Annotated in this window: 17 protein-coding genes; 10 read left to right on the forward strand and 7 right to left on the reverse strand. The window is 70.5% G+C overall.

Going from position 1 to position 19437, the window contains the following annotated elements; translation table 11 throughout:
• The first annotated feature begins 85 nt into the window (after positions 1-85).
• The 8 genes from rapZ (at position 86) to secG (ending at position 7600) form a co-directional block, all read left to right on the forward strand.
• A complete protein-coding gene (rapZ, locus tag AC4D2C_RS05340; protein ID WP_490906078.1) occupies positions 86-985 on the forward strand; it encodes an RNase adapter RapZ in 900 nt (299 codons plus the stop codon).
• Positions 985-2007: a gluconeogenesis factor YvcK family protein gene (locus tag AC4D2C_RS05345; protein WP_490913226.1), complete on the forward strand. Its 1023-nt coding sequence runs from the start codon at positions 985-987 to the stop codon at positions 2005-2007. Before rapZ ends, AC4D2C_RS05345 begins: the two co-directional genes overlap by 1 nt.
• Positions 2008-2017: 10 nt before the next feature.
• Positions 2018-2998: a DNA-binding protein WhiA gene (gene whiA, locus AC4D2C_RS05350; RefSeq protein ID WP_490906076.1), complete on the forward strand. Its 981-nt coding sequence runs from the start codon at positions 2018-2020 to the stop codon at positions 2996-2998.
• 139 nt (positions 2999-3137) lie between these two features.
• The gene (locus tag AC4D2C_RS05355; RefSeq protein WP_490906075.1) at positions 3138-3767 is read left to right on the forward strand and encodes a superoxide dismutase; all 630 of its coding nucleotides are present in this window, start codon (positions 3138-3140) and stop codon (positions 3765-3767) included.
• 308 nt (positions 3768-4075) lie between these two features.
• Positions 4076-5086 carry a type I glyceraldehyde-3-phosphate dehydrogenase gene (gene gap, locus AC4D2C_RS05360; protein ID WP_490906074.1) on the forward strand — a complete coding sequence of 337 codons (1011 nt, stop codon included), beginning with the start codon at positions 4076-4078 and terminating at the stop codon, positions 5084-5086.
• Positions 5087-5098: 12 nt separating this feature from the next.
• Positions 5099-6349, forward strand: a complete 1251-nt coding sequence (locus AC4D2C_RS05365; protein ID WP_490913227.1) for a phosphoglycerate kinase — start codon at positions 5099-5101, stop codon at positions 6347-6349.
• Between the two features lie 131 nt (positions 6350-6480).
• Positions 6481-7296 carry a triose-phosphate isomerase gene (gene tpiA, locus AC4D2C_RS05370; RefSeq protein WP_490913228.1) on the forward strand — a complete coding sequence of 272 codons (816 nt, stop codon included), beginning with the start codon at positions 6481-6483 and terminating at the stop codon, positions 7294-7296.
• Between the two features lie 52 nt (positions 7297-7348).
• Complete coding sequence (secG, locus tag AC4D2C_RS05375; protein ID WP_104179598.1) at positions 7349-7600, forward strand: preprotein translocase subunit SecG; 252 nt, start codon at positions 7349-7351, stop codon at positions 7598-7600.
• Positions 7601-7695: 95 nt separating this feature from the next.
• On the opposite strand, the gene pgl is transcribed toward secG, so the two are convergent.
• The 6 genes from pgl to tkt all read right to left on the reverse strand — a co-directional run bounded on the left by pgl (position 7696) and on the right by tkt (position 16050).
• Entirely contained in the window at positions 7696-8511 is an 816-nt protein-coding gene (pgl, locus tag AC4D2C_RS05380) for a 6-phosphogluconolactonase (RefSeq protein WP_490913229.1), read from the reverse strand.
• Complete coding sequence (locus AC4D2C_RS05385) at positions 8501-9445, reverse strand: glucose-6-phosphate dehydrogenase assembly protein OpcA (RefSeq protein WP_490913230.1); 945 nt, start codon at positions 9443-9445, stop codon at positions 8501-8503. The genes pgl and AC4D2C_RS05385 overlap by 11 nt, the downstream gene beginning before the upstream one ends.
• Positions 9442-10986: a glucose-6-phosphate dehydrogenase gene (gene zwf, locus AC4D2C_RS05390; protein ID WP_490913231.1), complete on the reverse strand. Its 1545-nt coding sequence runs from the start codon at positions 10984-10986 to the stop codon at positions 9442-9444. Before zwf ends, AC4D2C_RS05385 begins: the two co-directional genes overlap by 4 nt.
• 3 nt (positions 10987-10989) lie before the next feature.
• Entirely contained in the window at positions 10990-12639 is a 1650-nt protein-coding gene (locus AC4D2C_RS05395; RefSeq protein WP_490913232.1) for a phosphoglucose isomerase-related protein, read from the reverse strand.
• Positions 12640-12644: 5 nt separating this feature from the next.
• Complete coding sequence (gene tal / locus AC4D2C_RS05400) at positions 12645-13757, reverse strand: transaldolase (protein WP_490913233.1); 1113 nt, start codon at positions 13755-13757, stop codon at positions 12645-12647.
• A gap of 106 nt (positions 13758-13863) precedes the next feature.
• The gene (gene tkt / locus AC4D2C_RS05405) at positions 13864-16050 is read right to left on the reverse strand and encodes a transketolase (protein WP_490913234.1); all 2187 of its coding nucleotides are present in this window, start codon (positions 16048-16050) and stop codon (positions 13864-13866) included.
• Between the two features lie 488 nt (positions 16051-16538).
• On the opposite strand from tkt, the gene AC4D2C_RS05410 reads away from it, so the two are divergent.
• Entirely contained in the window at positions 16539-17483 is a 945-nt protein-coding gene (locus AC4D2C_RS05410; RefSeq protein ID WP_490913235.1) for a heme o synthase, read from the forward strand.
• 43 nt (positions 17484-17526) lie between these two features.
• The gene (locus AC4D2C_RS05415; RefSeq protein WP_490913236.1) at positions 17527-18426 is read left to right on the forward strand and encodes a dihydrodipicolinate synthase family protein; all 900 of its coding nucleotides are present in this window, start codon (positions 17527-17529) and stop codon (positions 18424-18426) included.
• A gap of 39 nt (positions 18427-18465) precedes the next feature.
• On the opposite strand, the gene AC4D2C_RS05420 is transcribed toward AC4D2C_RS05415, so the two are convergent.
• Positions 18466-19437, reverse strand: coding sequence for a COX15/CtaA family protein (locus tag AC4D2C_RS05420; protein ID WP_490913237.1), 972 nt, complete (start codon positions 19435-19437; stop codon positions 18466-18468).

The following is a 19437-nucleotide window of genomic DNA, read 5'->3' on the forward strand; positions in this document are numbered from 1 at the left end:
TGAAGGCGCGGCCGCAGGTGCCGCGCCACCCCCAGGGCAGGCCGGGAGACCGGATGCCCCGTCGAGCCGGAACGGATGCACCACGATGACTGAGGCCACGAGCCTGACTCCGGTCGAACCCGCCGAATCCGAGCTGCTGGTGGTGACCGGCATGTCGGGGGCCGGCCGCAGCACGGCCGCGAACGCCCTCGAGGACCACGGGTGGTACGTGGTGGAGAACCTCCCGCCACAGATGCTCACCACGCTGACCGAGCTCGTCGCGCGGACGCCCGAGACCATCCCCAAGCTGGCCGTCGTCGTCGACGTGCGCGGCAAGGAGCTGTTCCGCGACATCCAGGCGTCCCTCGCGGGCCTCCGCTCCGCCGGCGTGAAGTACCGCGTGCTGTTCCTCGACGCCGACGACGCCGTGCTGGTGCGGCGCTTCGAGCAGGGCCGCCGGCCGCACCCGCTGCAGGGCGACGGCCGCATCCTCGACGGGATCGCCGCCGAACGCGAGGTGCTGAAGGAACTGAAGCACTCCTCGGACGACGTCATCGACACGACCGACCTCAACGTGCACGCCCTGGCCACCAAGGTCACGGAGCTGTTCTCCGAGTCCGGGCCGATCGTGCTGCGGCTCAACGTCATGAGCTTCGGGTTCAAGTACGGCCTCCCCGCGGATGCCAACTACGTGGCGGACGTCCGCTTCATCCCGAACCCCCACTGGGTGCCGGCCCTCCGTCCCCAGACGGGGCTCGACGCGCCGGTCAGCGACTACGTGCTCGGGGCGCAGGGCGCCGGAGACTTCATCGAACGCTACGTGAACGCCCTGATCCCCGTCCTCGACGGCTACCGCCGCGAGAACAAGCACTACGCCACCATCGCCGTCGGCTGCACGGGCGGCAAGCACCGCTCGGTGGCCGTCACGGAGGAGATCGCGCAGCGCCTGGCCCAGCTGCCGGGAGTGCAGGTCGCCGCGCACCACCGCGACCTCGGTCGTGAGTAGTGGGACCGTTCTCCGGGCCGCTGCCCCTCGTCCCGCCGTCCGCGCGCCGGCAGGGTGACTCCGGCGCCGGGCCGTCCGTCGTCGCCCTCGGCGGCGGCCACGGACTCTCGGCGTCCCTCTCGGCCCTGCGGCTCCTGACCCAGGAACTGACCGCGGTGGTCACGGTCGCCGACGACGGCGGCTCCTCCGGCCGCCTCCGCCACGAACTCGGGGTGCTGCCGCCCGGGGACCTGCGCATGGCCCTCGCCGCCCTGTGCGACGACACGGACTGGGGCCGCACGTGGCGCGATGTCATGCAGCACCGTTTCACCGCGCGCCACGGCGTCGAGAGCCCGCTGGACAACCACGCCATGGGCAACCTGCTGATCGTCACACTGTGGGAGCTGCTGGGGGATCCGGTGGCGGGCCTGCAGTGGGCCGGCGCCCTCCTCGGTGCACGCGGGCGGGTCCTGCCCATGGCCAGCGTCCCGCTGACCATCGAGGGGGACCTCCTCAGCGAGGTACAGGGAACCCTGCGCGTCACGACGGTGACGGGCCAGGCGAAGCTCGCCGTCGCCTCCGAGACGGGCAACGTGAGCAATGTCCGGCTCCTCCCGCCTGCCGCCCCGGCGTGCACGGACGCCCTGGATGCCATCGAACTGGCCGACTGGGTGATCCTCGGGCCGGGCTCCTGGTACACCTCCGTGCTGCCGCACCTGCTGCTGCCGGAGCTGCGGGACGCCCTGTGCCGCACGTCCGCGAAGCGGTGCCTCACCATGAACCTCAGCAACGACACCAAGGAGACCCAGGGCATGAGCGCCGTGGACCACCTCCACGTGATCTCGCGCTACGCACCGGATCTCACGGTCGACGTCGTGCTCGCGGACCCGTCCGTGATCGCCGACCGGGACGAGTTCGAGCAGGTCGTGGCGGGAATGGGCGGACGCGCCGTCTTCGGTACAGTGGGAGCTTCGACCGGTAGGCCCGTCCACGACCCGCTCCGGCTGGCGACGTCCTACAACGACATGTTCGGAGAGAACTAGGAGTGCATCTGTGGCCCTGACCGCCGACGTCAAAGAGGAGCTCTCGCACCTCGACGTCAAGAAATCCTCGGTCCGCAAGGCCGAGGTGTCCGCCCTCCTGAGGTTCGCGGGCGGCCTCCACATCATCTCGGGCAGGATCGTCATCGAGGCCGAGGTGGACCTCGCCTCGACCGCCCGCCGGCTTCGCGCGGCCATCGCCGAGGTGTACGGCCACAACAGCGAGATCATCGTGGTCAGCGGCGGCGGACTCAAGCGCGGCAACCGGTACGTGGTCCGCGTGGTCCGCGACGGCGAATCCCTGGCCCGCCAGACGGGCCTCCTCGACAGCCGCGGCCGCCCCGTGCGGGGCCTGCCCTCCGCCGTCGTCAACGGCTCGACGGCGGACGCCGAAGCCGTCTGGCGCGGTGCGTTCCTGGCGCACGGCTCGCTCACCGAACCGGGCCGGTCCTCCTCGCTCGAGGTCACCTGCCCCGGCCCCGAATCCGCCCTCGCCCTCGTCGGCGCCGCACGCCGCCTCGACATCTCCGCGAAGGCGCGGGAGGTCCGTGGCATCGACCGGGTGGTCATCCGCGACGGTGACACCATCGCGGCACTCCTCACGCGCATGGGAGCCCACGACGCGCTCATGGTGTGGGAGGAGCGCCGCATGCGCAAGGAGGTCCGTGCCACGGCCAACCGCCTCGCCAACTTCGACGACGCGAACCTGCGCCGCTCCGCGCAGGCCGCCGTCGCCGCCGGAGCGCGCGTGGAGCGCGCCCTCGAGATCCTCGGCGAGAGCGTGCCCGAGCACCTGCGCTACGCGGGGGAGCTGCGCGTGGCCCACAAGCAGGCGAGCCTCGACGAACTCGGGCGCCTCGCCGACCCTCCCATGACCAAGGACGCCATCGCCGGGCGCATCCGCAGGCTCCTCGCGATGGCCGACAAGCGGGCCTCGGACATCGGGATCCCCGGGACGGACGCGAATGTGACCGCGGACATGCTCGACGAGTGAAGAAGTGCATAGGATGGAACAGCAAGCCCGCTTCCGATCGATCGGGCCGCCTGCCCTCCGCACCCCGGGGACGACGGTCCGCGCGGGCATCTGGGACCACACCTGAGATCGCATCTGAGATCACTACATGGAGGACTACGTGAGCGAATACGTACTGCCGGATCTTGACTATGACTATGCAGCCCTCGAGCCGCACATCTCGGGCCGGATCATGGAGCTCCACCACTCCAAGCATCAGGCCACCTACGTCAAGGGCGCCAACGACGCCCTCGCACAGCTCGCCGAAGCCCGCGCGAAGGGCGAGTTCGGCACCATCCCGAAGCTGTCCAAGGACCTCGCCTTCCACGTCGGCGGGGTGATCAACCACAGCATCTTCTGGAAGAACATGTCCCCCGAAGGGGGCGACAAGCCCGACGGCGAGCTCGCCGCGGCCCTCGACGACGCCTTCGGGTCCTTCGACGCCTTCCGTGCTCACTTCACCGCCGCCGCCACCTCGCTGCAGGGGTCGGGCTGGGCCGTCCTCGCGTACGAGCCGCTGGGCAGGAACATCGTCATCGAGCAGCTCTACGACCAGCAGGGCAACGTGCCGGTGGGCACCATCCCGCTGCTCATGCTGGACATGTGGGAGCACGCCTTCTACCTGGACTACGTCAACGTGAAGCCGGACTACGTCAAGGCCTGGTGGAACCTCGTCAACTGGGCGGACGTCCAGACCAGGTTCCAGGCAGCACGCACCGGCGCCTCCGTCCTCATCACGCCCGGCGCCTGACAGTCCGCGGACGGGCACGGCCGGCATCACGGCCGCCCGTCCGCGGCAACCGGCGTCGGCCGGTCGGCGTCGGCCGGCCGGCGTCGGCCGGCCGGCGTCCCGGATGCGTGCGACACGCCGTGCTGAGTAAGGTGGGAGCCGGGGGGCCCCCGGCCCCGCCGCAGGACCCGAAGAACCGCTCCGCGAGGAGCCCGCAGGACCCGAAGAATTTCGGCACGAAGGTGTGCCCGGTACCAGATGTATACGTCGCCGGACTCGCCCGAGAAGGGTCAAGCAGGCGGCACCACCTATGAAGGAGATGGAAACCAGTGACTACTCGTGTTGGCATCAACGGCTTCGGCCGCATCGGCCGCAACTACTTCCGCGCCGCTCTCGAGCAGGGCACGGACCTCGAGATCGTTGCCGTCAACGACCTCACGAGCCCCGAGGCACTCGCCCACCTGCTGAAGTACGACTCCGTCACCGGACGTCTGAAGGCCTCCGTGGAGGTCGACGGCGGTGACCTGGTGGTCGACGGCAAGCGCGTCCGCGTGCTCGCCGAGCGTGACCCCGCGAACCTGCCCTGGGCCGACCTCGGCGTCGACATCGTCATCGAGTCCACCGGTTTCTTCACGAAGGCCGCTGACGCGCAGAAGCACATCGACGCCGGCGCGAAGAAGGTCCTGATCTCCGCCCCCGCCTCCGACGAGGACCTCACCGTGGTGCTCGGCGTCAACGACGGCGACTACGACCCCGAGAACCACCACATCATCTCCAACGCCTCCTGCACCACCAACTGCCTCGGCCCCCTCGCCAAGGTGCTGCACGACTCCTTCGGTATCGAGCGCGGCCTGATGACCACGGTCCACGCCTACACCGCCGACCAGAATCTGCAGGACGGCCCCCACAAGGACCTCCGCCGCGCGCGCGCAGCAGCCATCAACATGGTCCCCACCTCCACGGGTGCGGCCAAGGCCATCGGGCTCGTGCTGCCCGAGCTCAAGGGCAAGCTCGACGGCTACGCCATCCGCGTGCCCGTCCCCACCGGTTCCGCGACCGACCTCACCGTCACCGTGAGCCGCGAGGTCACGGTCGACGAGGTCAACGCCGCCTACCGGGCCGCCGCGGCCGACGGCTCCCTGAAGGGCTACCTGTCCTACACCGACGCCCCCATCGTCTCCTCGGACATCGTGACGGACCCGTCGTCGTGCATCTTCGACTCCGGCCTCACCAAGGTCCTCGGCAACCAGGTCAAGGTGGTCGGCTGGTACGACAACGAGTGGGGCTACTCGAACCGCCTGGTGGACCTGACGGAAATCGTCGCCGCCAAGCTCTCCTAGGCCGGTCCGCCCATGGCTTACGCAACGCTCGACGATCTCCTGGCCGAAGGGGTCCGGGGCCGCCGCGTCATCGTGCGCTCCGACCTCAACGTGCCCCTCGAGGGCGAGGTCCCGTCCCTGACGGTGACCGACGACGGCCGCGTGCGTGCCTCGCTGCCCGTCCTGCGGAAACTGAGCGAGGCCGGCGCCGCCGTCATCGTCCTCGCCCACCTGGGGCGGCCCAAGGGCGCGCCCGAGGAGAAGTACTCGCTGAAGCCCGCCGTCGACGTGCTCCGCGAGCTGGCCGACTTCCCGGTCACCCTCGCCCCCGACACCACCGGCGACGGTGCGCGCGCTGCGGCGGCCGCCCTCGCCGACGGCGAGGTGCTCGTCGTCGAGAATGTGCGCTTCGACGCGAGGGAGACGAGCAAGGACGACGCCGAGCGCTCGGCGTTCGCCCGCGAGCTGGCCGACCTGGCGGGCGCCGACGGCGCCTACGTCGACGACGCCTTCGGCGCGGTGCACCGCCGGCACGCGAGCGTGTACGACATCGCCGCGCTGCTGCCCGCCTACCAGGGCGACCTCGTGCGGGACGAACTCGTGGTCCTCGAACGGCTGACGAAGGACCCGCAGCGGCCCTTCGTCGTCGTCCTCGGCGGCTCCAAGGTGTCCGACAAGCTCGCCGTCATCGAGAACCTCATCGGCACCGCCGACCGGATCCTGGTGGGCGGCGGCATGGTGTTCACGTTCCTGGCCGCCCAGGGGCACCATGTCGGCGCCAGCCTGCTCGAGGAGGACCAGATCGACACGGTCCGCGGCTACCTCGAGCGCGGACCGCGCGACGGCACGCAGTTCGTGCTGCCGACGGACATCGTGGTCGCGGAGAAGTTCGCCGCCGACGCCGGCCACAGCGTGGTCGCCGCCGACACCATCGAGTCCGGCACCTACGGCGCCACGGGGATCGGGCTCGACATCGGACCCGCGACGGGCGAGGACTTCGCGGCGAACATCGCCGAGGCGAAGACCGTGTTCTGGAACGGCCCCATGGGCGTCTTCGAGTTCGACGCCTTCGCCGGCGGGACGCGTGCCGTCGCCCAGGCACTCACCGACGCGCAGGCCGGCGGCGCCCTGACCGTGGTGGGCGGCGGTGACTCCGCGGCCGCGGTGCGCGGGCTGGGCTTCGCCGACGACCGGTTCGGGCACATCTCGACGGGCGGCGGCGCGAGCCTCGAGTACCTCGAGGGCAAGGAACTGCCCGGACTGACCGCCCTGGCCCGCGACTAGCGGGACGGCCGGCAGACGGTGCCGGGCCGTCCCGACCAGCCGCCCGACACGGGCGCGCCGGAACGGCGGGATCCGCGGGGCCTCGGACCCGCGGATCCCGCGTCCATGACACGAACAGATGGAGTACGACGATGACCACCTCGACCAACGGCGCCTATGATCGCCGGCCGCTCATCGCGGGCAACTGGAAGATGAACCTGGACCACATGCAGGGCATCACCTTCCTGCAGAAGCTCGCCTGGACCCTCGACGACGCGGGCCACGACTTCTCGCGGGTCGAGGTGTCCGTCTTCCCGCCGTTCACCGACCTCCGGGGCGTCCAGACGCTCGTGAAGGGCGACGACCTGCAGCTCGTCTTCGGCGGGCAGGACCTCTCGCCCGAGGACTCCGGCGCGTACACCGGCGACATCTCCGGCCAGTTCCTCGCGAAGCTCGACTGCACCTACGTGCTCGTGGGCCACTCCGAGCGCCGCACCCTGCACGCCGAGTCGGACGAGCTGCTGAACCGCAAGGTGCACGCCGCCTACCGGCACGGCCTTGTGCCGGTCCTCTGCGTCGGCGAGGGCCTCGAGGTCCGGCAGGCCGGGGCGCACGTCGAGCACACCCTCCAGCAGGTGCGGGCCGGCGTCGCCGGGCTCACGAACGAGCAGGCGGCGTCGCTGGTCATCGCGTACGAACCCGTGTGGGCCATCGGTACCGGCGAGGTCGCCGGCCCCGGTGACGCGCAGGAGATGTGCGCCGCCATCCGCGCGGAGCTCGGCTCGCTGTTCGATGCCGCCACCGCCGGGAAGACCCGTCTCCTCTACGGTGGCTCGGTCAAGGCGGCCAGCGCCGCGAGCATCCTCAGGGAGCGCGACGTGGACGGCGTCCTCGTCGGCGGTGCGAGTCTCGACGTGTCCGAGTTTGCTAGTATTGTCAGGTTCGAACAGCATCTGGTGACAGACTAGTTCCGTGCGCCGGCCGCGTCAGACAGCGGCTACTCAGCCTTGAAAGGGCCCCGTGGAAATCCTTCGTATCATCCTGCTCGTCCTGCTCGGGATCACCAGCCTCCTGCTGACCCTGCTGATCCTGCTCCACAAGGGACGCGGCGGCGGCATGTCGGACATGTTCGGTGGCGGCATGACCTCGAGCATGGGGTCCTCGGGTGTGGCCGAACGGAACCTCAACCGGTTCACGGTGGCCCTCGGGCTCGCCTGGGGAGTCGTGATCGTGGCCCTCGGCCTGATCCAGCGGTTCGCCGGCGAAGCGTAGACACCCGGCACCCCCGATTCGACGAAGCCCCCGTTCCCTGCAGGGAACGGGGGCTTCGTGCGTCCTGACCGTCCGGCCCGCGCAGGGATCGGCTGTCAGCCGGCGGGCTCGTCGTCGTGGTCGAGGAGTCGGCCGGGCAGCTTCTGGGCGGCGTCCTGGTCGATCAGCCACAGGGTCTTCTTCACGCCGCGGGCCCCGGCGGCAGGGACCTGGACGTGGCCGGCACCGGCGAGGGCGAGGCCCACGGCGCCGGCCTTGTCGCTGCCGCTGACCGAGAGCCACACCTCCTGCGCCGTGTTGATCGCCTCGAGGGTCAGGGAGATGCGCTGCGGTGGCGGCTTCGGCGCGTCCGGCACGCCCACCGTCGTCGCTCCCTTGGTACGGATGCCCGACAGCTCCGGGAACAGCGATGCGACGTGCGCGTCCGGGCCCACACCGAGGAGGAGCACGTCGAAGCGGGGGAGCCGGGCATCGGCCTGGGCCGCCTCCGGGTCCGCGTCGAGCTCGGCCCGCGCCGCGGCCGCCAGCTGCTCCGCGTAGTCCGCGGCGGCGGCGTCCTCGTCGGGGAACTCGTCCTTGGACCCGAACTCGTGGATCTTCACCGGGTCGACTGCGATCCGGTCGAGCAGCGCCGCACGCGCCTGGACGGCGTTGCGGTCGGGGTCCTCGGCGCGCAGGAACCGCTCGTCACCCCACCAGAAGTGCACGTTGGCCCAGTCCACGGCGGTGTGAGCGGGTGACTCGACGACGGCCTGCAGGGCGGCCGTGCCGATCGAACCGCCCGTGAGGACGATGGTTGCCGTACCCCGGTCGCTCTGCACGTCGACGAGGCGCGTGATCAGCCGTGCCGCCACCGCCGCCGCGAGCGAGGCCTGGGAAGGATGGATGCTGACTTTCGGTTCAGCGCTCACTCGTGCGCACACTCCTTAGGTTGGTCCGGGCCAGGCCCTCCGTGATCACTTCTCCGAAGACCTCGTCCGGGTCGAGGCGCCGCAGCTCCTCCGCGAGGCAGTCCCGCAGGCTCCGGCGGGGCAGCGAGATGTGCTGGACGGGCTGGTTCGGCTGGTGGAGCTCGGCGACGTTCTTGTCGGGACGCTGCAGCTCGATGTCGCCTCCGCTCCGCGTCAGGCGGACCCGCTTCAGGCCCGTCCCGACCTGCCCGGACACGATGCTGACCGGGGCGTCGAGGGCCTTCGTCAGCCATGCCGCGAGCAGCACCGTGCTGGGGGAGTCGGACGCACCCTCGACCGTGATGGCCGTGATGGGCTGACTCCCCTCGAGCTGGTCGAGGACAGCGGCGAGCTGGATGCGCCAGTTGGTCAGGCGCGTCCAGGCGAGATCCGTGTCGCCGGCCGCGTACGTGCTGCTGAGGTTGAACAGTGCCGCCGTCGGATCCGCCTCGTTGGCGGAATCGGTGATCCTGCGGTGCGCGATGCCTCCGATCGAGGTCTGCGACGCCGCTTCGGGCACGCCGTGCGGCCACCAGGCCACGATCGGGGCGTCCGGGAGGAGGAGGGCGGAGACGAGCGACTCGTTCTCGTCGGAGAGGTCACCGTAGCCGCGGAGGACCACGACCTCGGACGCGCCGGCGTCGCCGCCCACGCGGATCTGGGCGTCGAGCCGCGTCTGCTCGTCCGCCGATCCCTCGGCCAGGACGATGATGCGGCACGGGTGTTCCCGGCTCGCTTCGTTCGCGGCGTCGATCGCCGCCTCCTCGTAGCCGGACCGGGTGATGACAACCAGCGTCAGCACACGTCCGAGCGCGACGACGCCGCCGCGGTCGCGCATGGCCATGAGTTCCTTCGACACCCTCGAGGTGGTGGTGTCGGGCAGGTCCACTATCAAGGTCGCCTCCAGGTGCGTCCGTCGGCGGCGAGCAGGGCGTCCGCCGAGGCGGGCCCCCAGCTGCCGGGCACGTAGGGTTCGGGTTGGCCGGCGAGGGACGCCCAGTGTTCCTCGAACGGGTCGAGGATCTTCCAGGACAGCTCCACCTCCTGCTGCCGGGGGAAGAGCGGCGGCTCCCCGAGGAGCACGTCGAGGATGAGCCGCTCGTAGGCCTCGGGGCTGGACTCGGTGAAGGAGTGGCCGTAGCCGAAGTCCATCGTGACGTCGCGGACCTCGGCCTGGGTGCCCGGCACCTTGGAGCCGAACCGGATGGTCACGCCCTCGTCGGGCTGAACGCGGATCACGACGGCGTTCTGGCCGAAGTCCTCGTCGTCGTGCGAGTGGAACAGCAGGTTGGGGGCGCGCTTGAAGACGACGGCGATCTCCGTGACGCGCCGACCCAGGCGCTTGCCCGCCCGCAGGTAGAACGGCACGCCGGCCCAGCGTCGCGTGTTGATGTCGAGCCGGAGCGCGGCGAAGCTCTCCGTCGTCGAGTCGTCGGGGATGCCCTCCTCGTCGAGGAAGCCGTTCACCCGCTCACCGCCCTGCCAGCCGGCCTCGTAACGTCCGCGCGCCGAGCGCCCCGAGAGGTCGTCGGGCAGGGTGACGGCCGCGAGGACCTTCTCCTTCTCGGTGCGCAGGTGGTCGGCGTCGAACGAGATGGGCTCCTCCATGGCCGTGAGGGCGAGGAGCTGCAGCAGGTGGTTCTGGATGACGTCGCGGGCGGCGCCCACGCCGTCGTAGTACCCGGCCCTGCTGCCGATCCCGATGTCCTCCGCCATGGTGATCTGGACGTGGTCCACGTAGTTCGCGTTCCACAGGGGCTCGAAGAGCTGGTTCGCGAAGCGCAGGGCCAGGATGTTCTGGACGGTCTCCTTGCCCAGGTAGTGGTCGATCCTGAACACGGCGTCGGCAGGGAAGACCTCCTCGACGATCGTGTTGAGCTCGCGTGCGGACTCGAGGTCGTGCCCGAAGGGCTTCTCGATCACCACGCGGCGCCACTGGCCGTCGTCTGGCTGCGCGAGGCCGTGCTCGGAGAGCTTCTGGCACACCGCCTCGAAGGCCTTCGGCGGGATCGAGAGGTAGAACGCGGCGTTGCCGCGCGTGCCCCTGCTCTGGTCCAGTCCGTCGAGGCTCTCCTTCAGCTGCTTGAAGGCGTCGTCGTCGTCGAAGTTGCCCGTGACGAAGCGGATGCCCGCCGAGAGCTGCTCCCAGACGGTCTCGTTGAACGGCGTCCGCGCGTACTGGGTCACGGATTCCCGGACCTGCTCCACGAACTCGGCGTCGCTCCAGTCGCGGCGGCCGAAGCCGACGAGGCCGAAGCTCGGCGGCAGGAGCCCCCGGTTCGCGAGGTCGTAGATGGCGGGCATGAGCTTCTTCCGGGCGAGGTCGCCCGTCACCCCGAACAGGACGAGGGAGGAGGGCCCGGCGATGCGGCTCAGGCGCCGGTCCCGCGGATCCCTCAGGGGATTGGCGTTGCGCGCCCCGGTGCTGTCGGCCACGGCTCAGCCGATCCCGTGCGCCGACCGCCCGGAGGCGGTGAGGGAGGCGATGACACCGCGCAGCTGCTCGACGCCGGCCGCCCGGTCCGTGAGGTGGAGGCGGAGTACGGGGCGGCCGTGGTCGGCGAGGACCTGGGCGTCCCCGGCGGCCTGCGCCGAGATCAGCTCACCGAAGGTGAAGGGCAGGCCCGGGATCGCGAGGTCGGTGCTGCTGGCCCCGGTGAGCTGGAGGTACGCCCCGATCGGGGAGCCGCCCTTGTGGTACTGGCCCGTGGAGTGCAGGAACCGCGGCCCCCAGCCGAACGTGACCGGCCGGTCGGTGGCTGCCGCGAGCGGCGAGCGGATCTCCTCGAGGGCCGCCTGGCGGTGGCGGTCGAGGTACGCCTGCACCGAGAGGTAGCCGTCGGCCGGGATGGCCGCCAGCAGGGCCTCCAGCGCTTCGGCGACGGTGGCGGACGAGCCGAGCACGCCCGCGTCGCCGCGCACCTCCACGGCGCCGTCGACGAACGCGGCCGGAGCCGGCTCCGGCCGGGCGTCGAGCAGGCCGCGGGCGGCCTTCTTCGCGGCCTCGACGTCGGGCTGGTCGAAGGGGTTGATGCCCAGCAGCCGGCCGGCCACGGCGACGGCGTACTCCCAGACGAACAGCTGGCTGCCCAGCGTGCCGCTGACCGTGACCCGGGTCCCGCCTGTCATCTCGTCGCTGGGGGCCTCGTCGAACGGTGCCAGCAGCACGGGCAGGACGTCGTCGGCCACGGCGGCGAGTTCGGGGGCGCCGCTGGAGGCGACGACCGGCAGCAGGCCGGTACCGAGCTTCCCGGTGGACTCCGCGATGAGCTGTTCGGCCCAGTCCGCGAAGCCCGGGAGGCCGGACCCGGCGTCGGCGAAGACGATCTTGTCGCGCAGCGGAGCTGTCCCGCCGAGGACGGCGCCGAGCTGCAGGCCGACGTTGTCGTCGACGTCGTCACCGAGGAACTCGGCGGCGTCCTCGGCGTCGTCGAGGAGCGCCGCGATGTCCGCTCCCGCGAGTCCCGAGGGCACGAGGCCGAAGGCCGTGAGCGCGGAGTAGCGGCCGCCGACCTCGGGGTTCGCATTGAACACCTTGCGGTAACCGGCCTTGCGTGACGCCTCGTCGAGCGGGGAGCCCGGATCGGTCACGATCACGATCCGGGAGGCGGCGTCGATGCCGGCGTCGGTGAATGCCTGCTCGAACAACCGCCGCTGGGAGTCCGTCTCCACCGTGGATCCGGACTTCGAGGAGACCACGATGGCGGTGCGCTGCAGGTCCTCCTCGAGGGCCGCGCGGACCTGCTCCGGGTCGGTGGAATCGAGCACGACGAGCTCGACGCCGGCCTCCTTCGTGATGACCTCGGGGGCGAGCGACGAGCCGCCCATGCCGCAGAGGACGATCCGGTCCACGCCTTCTGCGTGGAGATCGGCCCGCAGGCCGGCGATGTCCGGTACGAGGGCGCGGGAGCCCTCGAAGAGGTCGATCCAGCCGAGCCGGATCGAGGCCTCCGACTCGGCGTCGGTACCCCACAGGCTGGGGTCCTTCGCCATGAGGCGGGAGGCCACGCGGTCGTGCACGAGCGCGGGGACGGCCGACTCGACGGCGGCGAGCGCGTCTCCTGATGCTGTGATGGCGAACGATCCCATGGGTATCAGCCCTTCGCGGCGTCGAGGGCGGCCTGGACGGTCTCGAGGAGCTCCGACCAGCTGGCGACGAACTTGTCGAGGCCCTCGGTCTCGAGCTGGTCGACCACCTCGTCGTAAGAGATGCCCAGGGCGTCGAGCCGGTTCAGGACCTCGTTGGACTCGTCGTAGGTGCCGGTGACCGTGTCGCCCTCGATGACGCCGTGGTCGGCTGTCGCGAGGAGCGTCTTCTCCGGCATGGTGTTCACGACGTTCGGGGCCACGAGGCCCGCGACGTAGAGCGTGTCGGGAAGGTCGGGGTCCTTGACTCCCGTCGACGCCCACAGGGGGCGCTGGGCGTTCGCGCCCGCCGCCGCCAGGACCTGCCAGCGCTCCGAGGCGAACTGCTCCTCGAAGATCTGGTAGGCGAGGCGCGCGTTGGCGAGCCCGGCCTTGCCCTTGAGCGCGGACGCGTCCTCGGTGCCGATCGTGTCCAGCCGCCCGTCGATCTCGGCGTCGACGCGGGAGACGAAGAAGGAGGCGACGGAGGTGATCTTCGTCAGGTCGTGCCCGTTCTCCTTCGCCTGCTCGATGCCGAGCATGAACGCGTTGATGACGGCCCGGTAGCGCTCGAGGGAGAAGATCAGGGTGACGTTGACGCTGATGCCCGCGGCGATCGTCTCGGTGATGGCCTCGAGTCCCTCGACCGTGGCGGGGATCTTGATGAGCACGTTGGTGCGCTGCACCTTGGCGTGCAGGCGCTTGGCCTCGGCGATGGTGCCCTGGGTGTCACGGGCGAGGCGGGGGTCCACCTCGATGGAGATACGGCCGTCGGCGCCGTTGGTGCGCTTGGCTTCGGCAGCGAACAGGTCGCAGGCCTGGGCGACGTCGTGCGTGGTGATGTCGAAGACCGCCTGGTCGACGTCGGCGCCCGCCTCCGCCAGCGCCCCGACCTGGGAGGCGTAGGACTCGCCGTTCTTCAGTGCCGCGGCGAAGATGCTCGGGTTGGTCGTGACGCCGACGACGTTCAGGTCCTCGATGAGGTGCTTGAAGGCGCCCGAGTTGATGCGTTCCCGGGAGAGGTCGTCGAGCCAGATGGATACTCCGGCGGCCGAGAGGTCGGCTGTGGGTGATGCGGTCATGATGTGCTCCTTATCCGCTTCCGCGGAGATGTGTCGTGAACGGATCGGTCGGATCGAGAAGAGGTGGAGGGCCGCTCCCGGGCCGGGGGCCCGGGAGCGGTGCGGGCTACTGCTGGTCGCCGGTCTCCGTGGCCTGGTGGCCGGAGGGCATCGCGGCCGTTCCGTTGGGTGCCAGGGGGTCGGCGGCAACGGCCTCGAGCGAGTCCTTCGCTGCAGCCACGACGGCGTCGGCCGTGATGCCGAACTCGCGGTAGAGCGTCTTGTAGTCGGCGGAGGCGCCGAAGTGCTCGAGCGAGACGCTCCGGCCGGCGTCGCCGACGATCCCGTGCCAGCTCTGCGAGACGCCTGCCTCGACCGAGACGCGGGCGCGGATGGTGCGCGGAAGGACGCTGTCGCGGTAGGCGGCGTCCTGGGCGTTGAACCACTCGAGGCACGGCATGGAGACGACGCGCGCCGAGATGCCCTGTGACTCGAGCTGCTCGCGGGCCTCGACGGCGAGCTGCACCTCGGAGCCCGTGCCGATGAGGATGACATCGGGGGTGCCGCTCTTCGCCTCGGCGAGCACGTACCCGCCCTTGGCGACGCCCTCGGCCGAACCGAACGTGTCACCCGTCGCGGCGCCGTCGCCCCGCTCGTAGGTGGGGATGTTCTGGCGCGTGAGGACGATGCCCGCGGGGTTCTCGGTGTTCTCGAGGATGGTGCGCCAGGCGATCGCCACCTCGTTCGCGTCACCGGGCCGGACCACGTCCAGTCCGGGGATGGTCCGCAGCGAGGAGAGCTGCTCGACGGGCTGGTGCGTGGGGCCGTCCTCGCCCAGGCCGATGGAATCGTGCGTCCACACGTAGATCGCCGGCACGCCCATCAGGGCGCCGAGGCGGACGGCGGGACGCTGGTAGTCGCTGAAGATGAGGAAGGTGCCCGAGAACGCGCGCGTGCTGCTGTGCATCACGATGCCGTTGACGATGGCGGCGGCAGCGTGCTCGCGGATGCCGAAGTGCAGCACCCGCCCGTACTGGTTGCCGGACCAGGACTTCGTCTGCCGGCTCTCCGGGATGAAGGACGGGGATCCCTCGATGGTCGTGTTGTTCGACTCGGCCAGGTCGGCGCTGCCGCCCCACAGTTCGGGGAGCACGGGGCCGATCGCCGTGAGGACCTTGCCGGACGCCGCCCGGGTGGACACGTCCTTGCCGGCCTCGAAGCTGGGGAGGCTGGACTCCCAGCCCTCGGGGAGGGTGCGTGCCTGGATCCGCTCGAGCAGGGCTGCCTCCTCGGCGTGGCCCGCCTTCCAGGCGTCGAAGCCCTCCTGCCAGGCGCTGTGCTCCTCGGCGCCGCGCTGCACCACACCGCGCGCATGCTCGAGGACCTGCGGGTCGACGTCGAAGTGCTGCGCAGGGTCGAAGCCCAGGGCTTCCTTCAGTGCTGCGACCTCGTCCGTGCCGAGCGCCGAGCCGTGGATCTTGCCGGTGTTCTGCTTGTTCGGTGCGGGGTAGCCGATGATGGTGCGCAGCGAGACGATGCTCGGGCGGGAGGTCTCGTTCTTCGCGGCCAGCAGTGCCGTGTACAGCTCGGCGACGTCCTCGACGTACTCGCCGGTCTTCGTCCAGTCGACGCGCTGCGTGTGCCAGCCGTACGCCTCGTAGCGCTTCAGCACGTCCTCGGTGAAGGAGATGTCGGTGTCGTCCTCGATGGAGATGTGGTTCTCGTCGTAGAGCACCACGAGGTTACCGAGCTGCTGGTGGCCCGCGAGGGACGAGGCCTCGGAGGTGACGCCCTCCTGCAGGTCGCCGTCCGAGGCGATGACCCAGATGGTGTGGTCGAAAGGGCTGGTGCCGGCCGGGGCGTCGGCGTCGAACATGCCGCGCTGGCGGCGCTGGCCGTAGGCGAAGCCGACGGACGTCGCGAGTCCCTGGCCCAGGGGGCCGGTGGTGATCTCCACACCCTTCGTGTGGCGGTACTCGGGGTGTCCAGGGGTGAGCGAGCCCCAGGTGCGCAGGGCCTTGAGATCGTCGAGCTCCAGGCCGTAGCCGGACAGGAAGAGCTGGATGTAGAGGGTCAGCGAGGTGTGGCCGGGGGAGAGGACGAAGCGGTCGCGTCCGGTCCACTCGGGGTCCGAGGGGTCGTGCCGCATCAGCTTCTGAAAGAGGAGGTAGGCGGCCGGTGCGAGACTCATCGCCGTGCCCGGGTGTCCGTTCCCCACCTTCTCCACGGCATCCGCCGCGAGGATGCGCACGGTGTCGACCGCCTTCTGGTCCAGTTCGGTCCAGGTCAGTTCCTGCTCTTGCGTCTGTGGCACGTTTCCGGGCCCCTCTCTGTCCGGAACGGCACCCTAGCTGGCGACGGCGTACCTCGGGGCACGCCGTCGGGCTGGCCGTTCACCGTTGAATCCTGCGAAGTTAGGCTCCGACCGGGGACAGCACTGAATTCGGACATCATGGTCCGGAGGCGCTTCCACAGCGGGCTTTCGAATCCACACTATCCCTTCCGGACAGCGTTGCACCGTGGGAGGCGAAGAATGTCCTTCCTCACATTCCGGGGTTGCACTGCTGCGGCCCGGTACGCCGTCCGCCGGTGCCCGGCGGGGACCGCTCGTCCTGTCGGACCGTGGGCGCGGGCGTCCCGTGCCCCGTCCGCGGGCGGCGCAGACCGGGACGGGCACGGTCGAGCGACCGTCCCCGCGGTTCGCAAGGGCCGCGCTGCCGTGATCCGGCGCCGATTTCTACACGGCGTAAAAGGGTATGATGGCGTTGTCTTTTACTCCGGAAGAATCGAAAGTGTTGCCTCGTGAAGACCCAGCAGGCTCCTGCTCCGGCACGTTCCCCGCAGGCCCGTCAGGGTTTCGGGCGCAAGGCGAAGGCCTACCTCGCGCTGACGAAGCCCCGCGTGATCGAGCTTCTCCTGGTGACCACCCTTCCCACGATGATCTTCGCGCAGGGCGGCTTCCCGCCCCTCGGACTGATCCTCGCCACCATGGTCGGCGGTGCACTCGCGGCCGGTAGCGCGGGCGCGTTCAACTGCTATATCGACCGTGACATCGACAAGCTCATGCACCGCACGGAGAACCGCCCGCTCGTCACGGGCGAGGTGACACCGCGCGAGGCTCTCGCCTTCTCGTGGATCCTCGGCGTCGTGGCGATCGCCGTCCTCTGGTTCGGCGCCAACCCGCTGGCCGGGATGCTCGGGGTCGCCGCGATCTTCCTGTACGTCGTGGTCTACACCCTGGTGCTCAAGCGCCGCACGTCGCAGAACATCGTCTGGGGCGGGGCCGCCGGCTGCATGCCCGTGCTCATCGCCTGGGCGGCGGTCACCAACTCGATCGAGTGGCCCGCCGTCGTGCTGTTCCTCATCATCTTCCTGTGGACGCCGCCGCATTACTGGCCGCTGTCCATGAAGTACGGCGACGACTACCGTGCAGCGAGCGTCCCGATGCTCGGTGCGATTGCCGGCGCGCGCGTGGTGTCCGTGCAGGTGGTCCTGTACGCATGGGCCATGGTGGCCTGCTCGCTCCTGCTGATCCCCGCCGGCGCCGGGTGGGTCTACTCCGTGGCTGCGCTCGTCGGCGGCGCCTGGTTCATCCGCGAGTCCCACCGCCTGTACTCGCTGGCGCAGCAGGGCGAATTGAGCAGCAAGGCCGCGATGAAGGTCTTCCACGGCTCCATCAGCTACCTGACGGTGCTGTTCCTGGCCCTCGCGATCGACCCCTTCGTCGGATCGGCCGTCCTCGCCTGATCCCGGCACGGCGGTACCTGTCCATCCGCTTAGGCTTGCTGCCATGGACTTCACCGGCCTCATCGCCTACCCCGTCACCCCGTTCGCCGCCGATGGTTCCGTGGGCCGGGACGATCTCCGTGGCCTCGTGGGCCACCTCGCCACGACGGCGGTCGACGCCGTCACGGTGCTCGGGTCCTCCGGAAGCTTCGCCTACCTCGACCGCGCGGAACGCTCCCTCGTGGCCCGGACGGCCATCGAGGCCGTGGACGGACGGGTGCCGGTGGCCGTCGGCATCAGTTCCGTGGGGACGCGTGAGGTGCTCGACGCCGCCGCCGACGCGCAGGCGGCCGGTGCGGACGGCCTCGTCCTCTCGCCCGTCTCGTACGTCCCGCTGACCGACGACGAGGTCGTGGCACAGGTGCACGCCATCTGCTCGGCCACCGACCTGCCGATCTGCCTGTACAACAACCCGGGCACCACGCAGTTCGACTACTCGCTGCAGGTGGTCGCCGAACTGTCCGCGCTACCGCAGGTCGTCGCGTTCAAGGACACTGCCGCCGACGCCGCGACATTCAACGCGCGGCATGCACGGCTCGCCCCACTCGTCCCCGAGGGCTTCAGCCACGGCGTGAGCGGCGACCTCCTCATGATGACCGGGGAGGTCGCGGCCGATGCGTGGCACAGCGGCCCCGCGGCGCTCCTTCCCGCGTACTACGCCCGCCTCCGCGCCGCCGTCGTCGCCGGCGACCGGCACGCGATCGACCGCGTGCGGCATGTCCTCGAACCGCTGGTCGACCATGTGGCGGGACTGCGGAAGATCAGCGGGCTGCACCTGCTGGCGCGTGCGTGCGGCATCGCCGCAGGAGACCCCCGCCCGCCCCTGCTGCCGAGCCCCGGGTCCGAGCTGCGCGAACTCGGTCGCCTGCTCGACGTGCTCCAGGCGGAGTTCGACGACGACTGAGGCAGGACCGACAGGGGACCTCGCCGTCGTTCCCGGCTCCTACGCCACGGACTCCCGCACTCCGGCACGGACCGTCGCGCCCGGCAGCGGTTTCGTCGTCGTCCCGACGTAGAGCGCGTGGACCGCGGCCGCCATGAGCAGCGACGCCCCCAGCATGTGCAGGGCCACGAGGGCGATGGGCAGGTGCAGGAAGTGCTGCGTGTACCCGATGGCGCCCTGGACCACGACGACGACGGCCAGCAACGTGAGCGCCCTGCGCAGCGTCCCGTGGACGCCGCTGCGGTACGCGACGACGACGGCGAGCGCCACGGTGGCGACGAGCAGGTACACCGGGAGGGCGTGCAGGCGGGTCACGAGAAGGGCGTCGAGCCCGTTCCGGGCTGCGCCGTGGTCGCCGGCGTGGGGACCGGACCCCGTCACCACCACGCCGAGGAGTATGGCGACGGAGGTCAGCACCGTCGCGGTGACGAGCAGCTGGCGCAGGAGGGGCGAAGCGGCCGGTGCGCGCCGACTCCGGTACTGCTCCGTGGTCAGCCGCGCACGGTCGACCAGTACCGTCGCGAGGGCGACGAGGATCATGGACACGACGAAGTGCAGGCCCACGACCCAGGGGTTGAGGTCCGTCCAGACCGTGATGCCACCGATCACGGCCTGCGCCGGGATGCCGAGGAAGAGCCCGATGGACAGCCGGAAGAGATCCTTGCGTTCCCGCCGCAGGCCGAGGACCGCGACGATCATCGCGAGGGCGATGATCACCAGGACGAAGGTCAGGAGCCGGTTGCCGAACTCGACGACGCCGTGGAAGCCCATCTCGGGGGTGGTGATGATCGAGTCGGGCGTGCAGCGCGGCCACTCGGGGCAGCCGAGACCCGACGCCGTCAGGCGCACCGCGCCGCCCGTGACCACGATGGCGATCTGCGAGACGAGGGACGCGACGGCCAGTCTGCGCACGAGCGGCGTGGTGTCGCGGGGGAGGGCCCCGCGGACGCGGGACAGGACGGGGATGGTCAT

It is taken from the genome of Arthrobacter sp. TJ-240 (assembly GCF_058269195.1).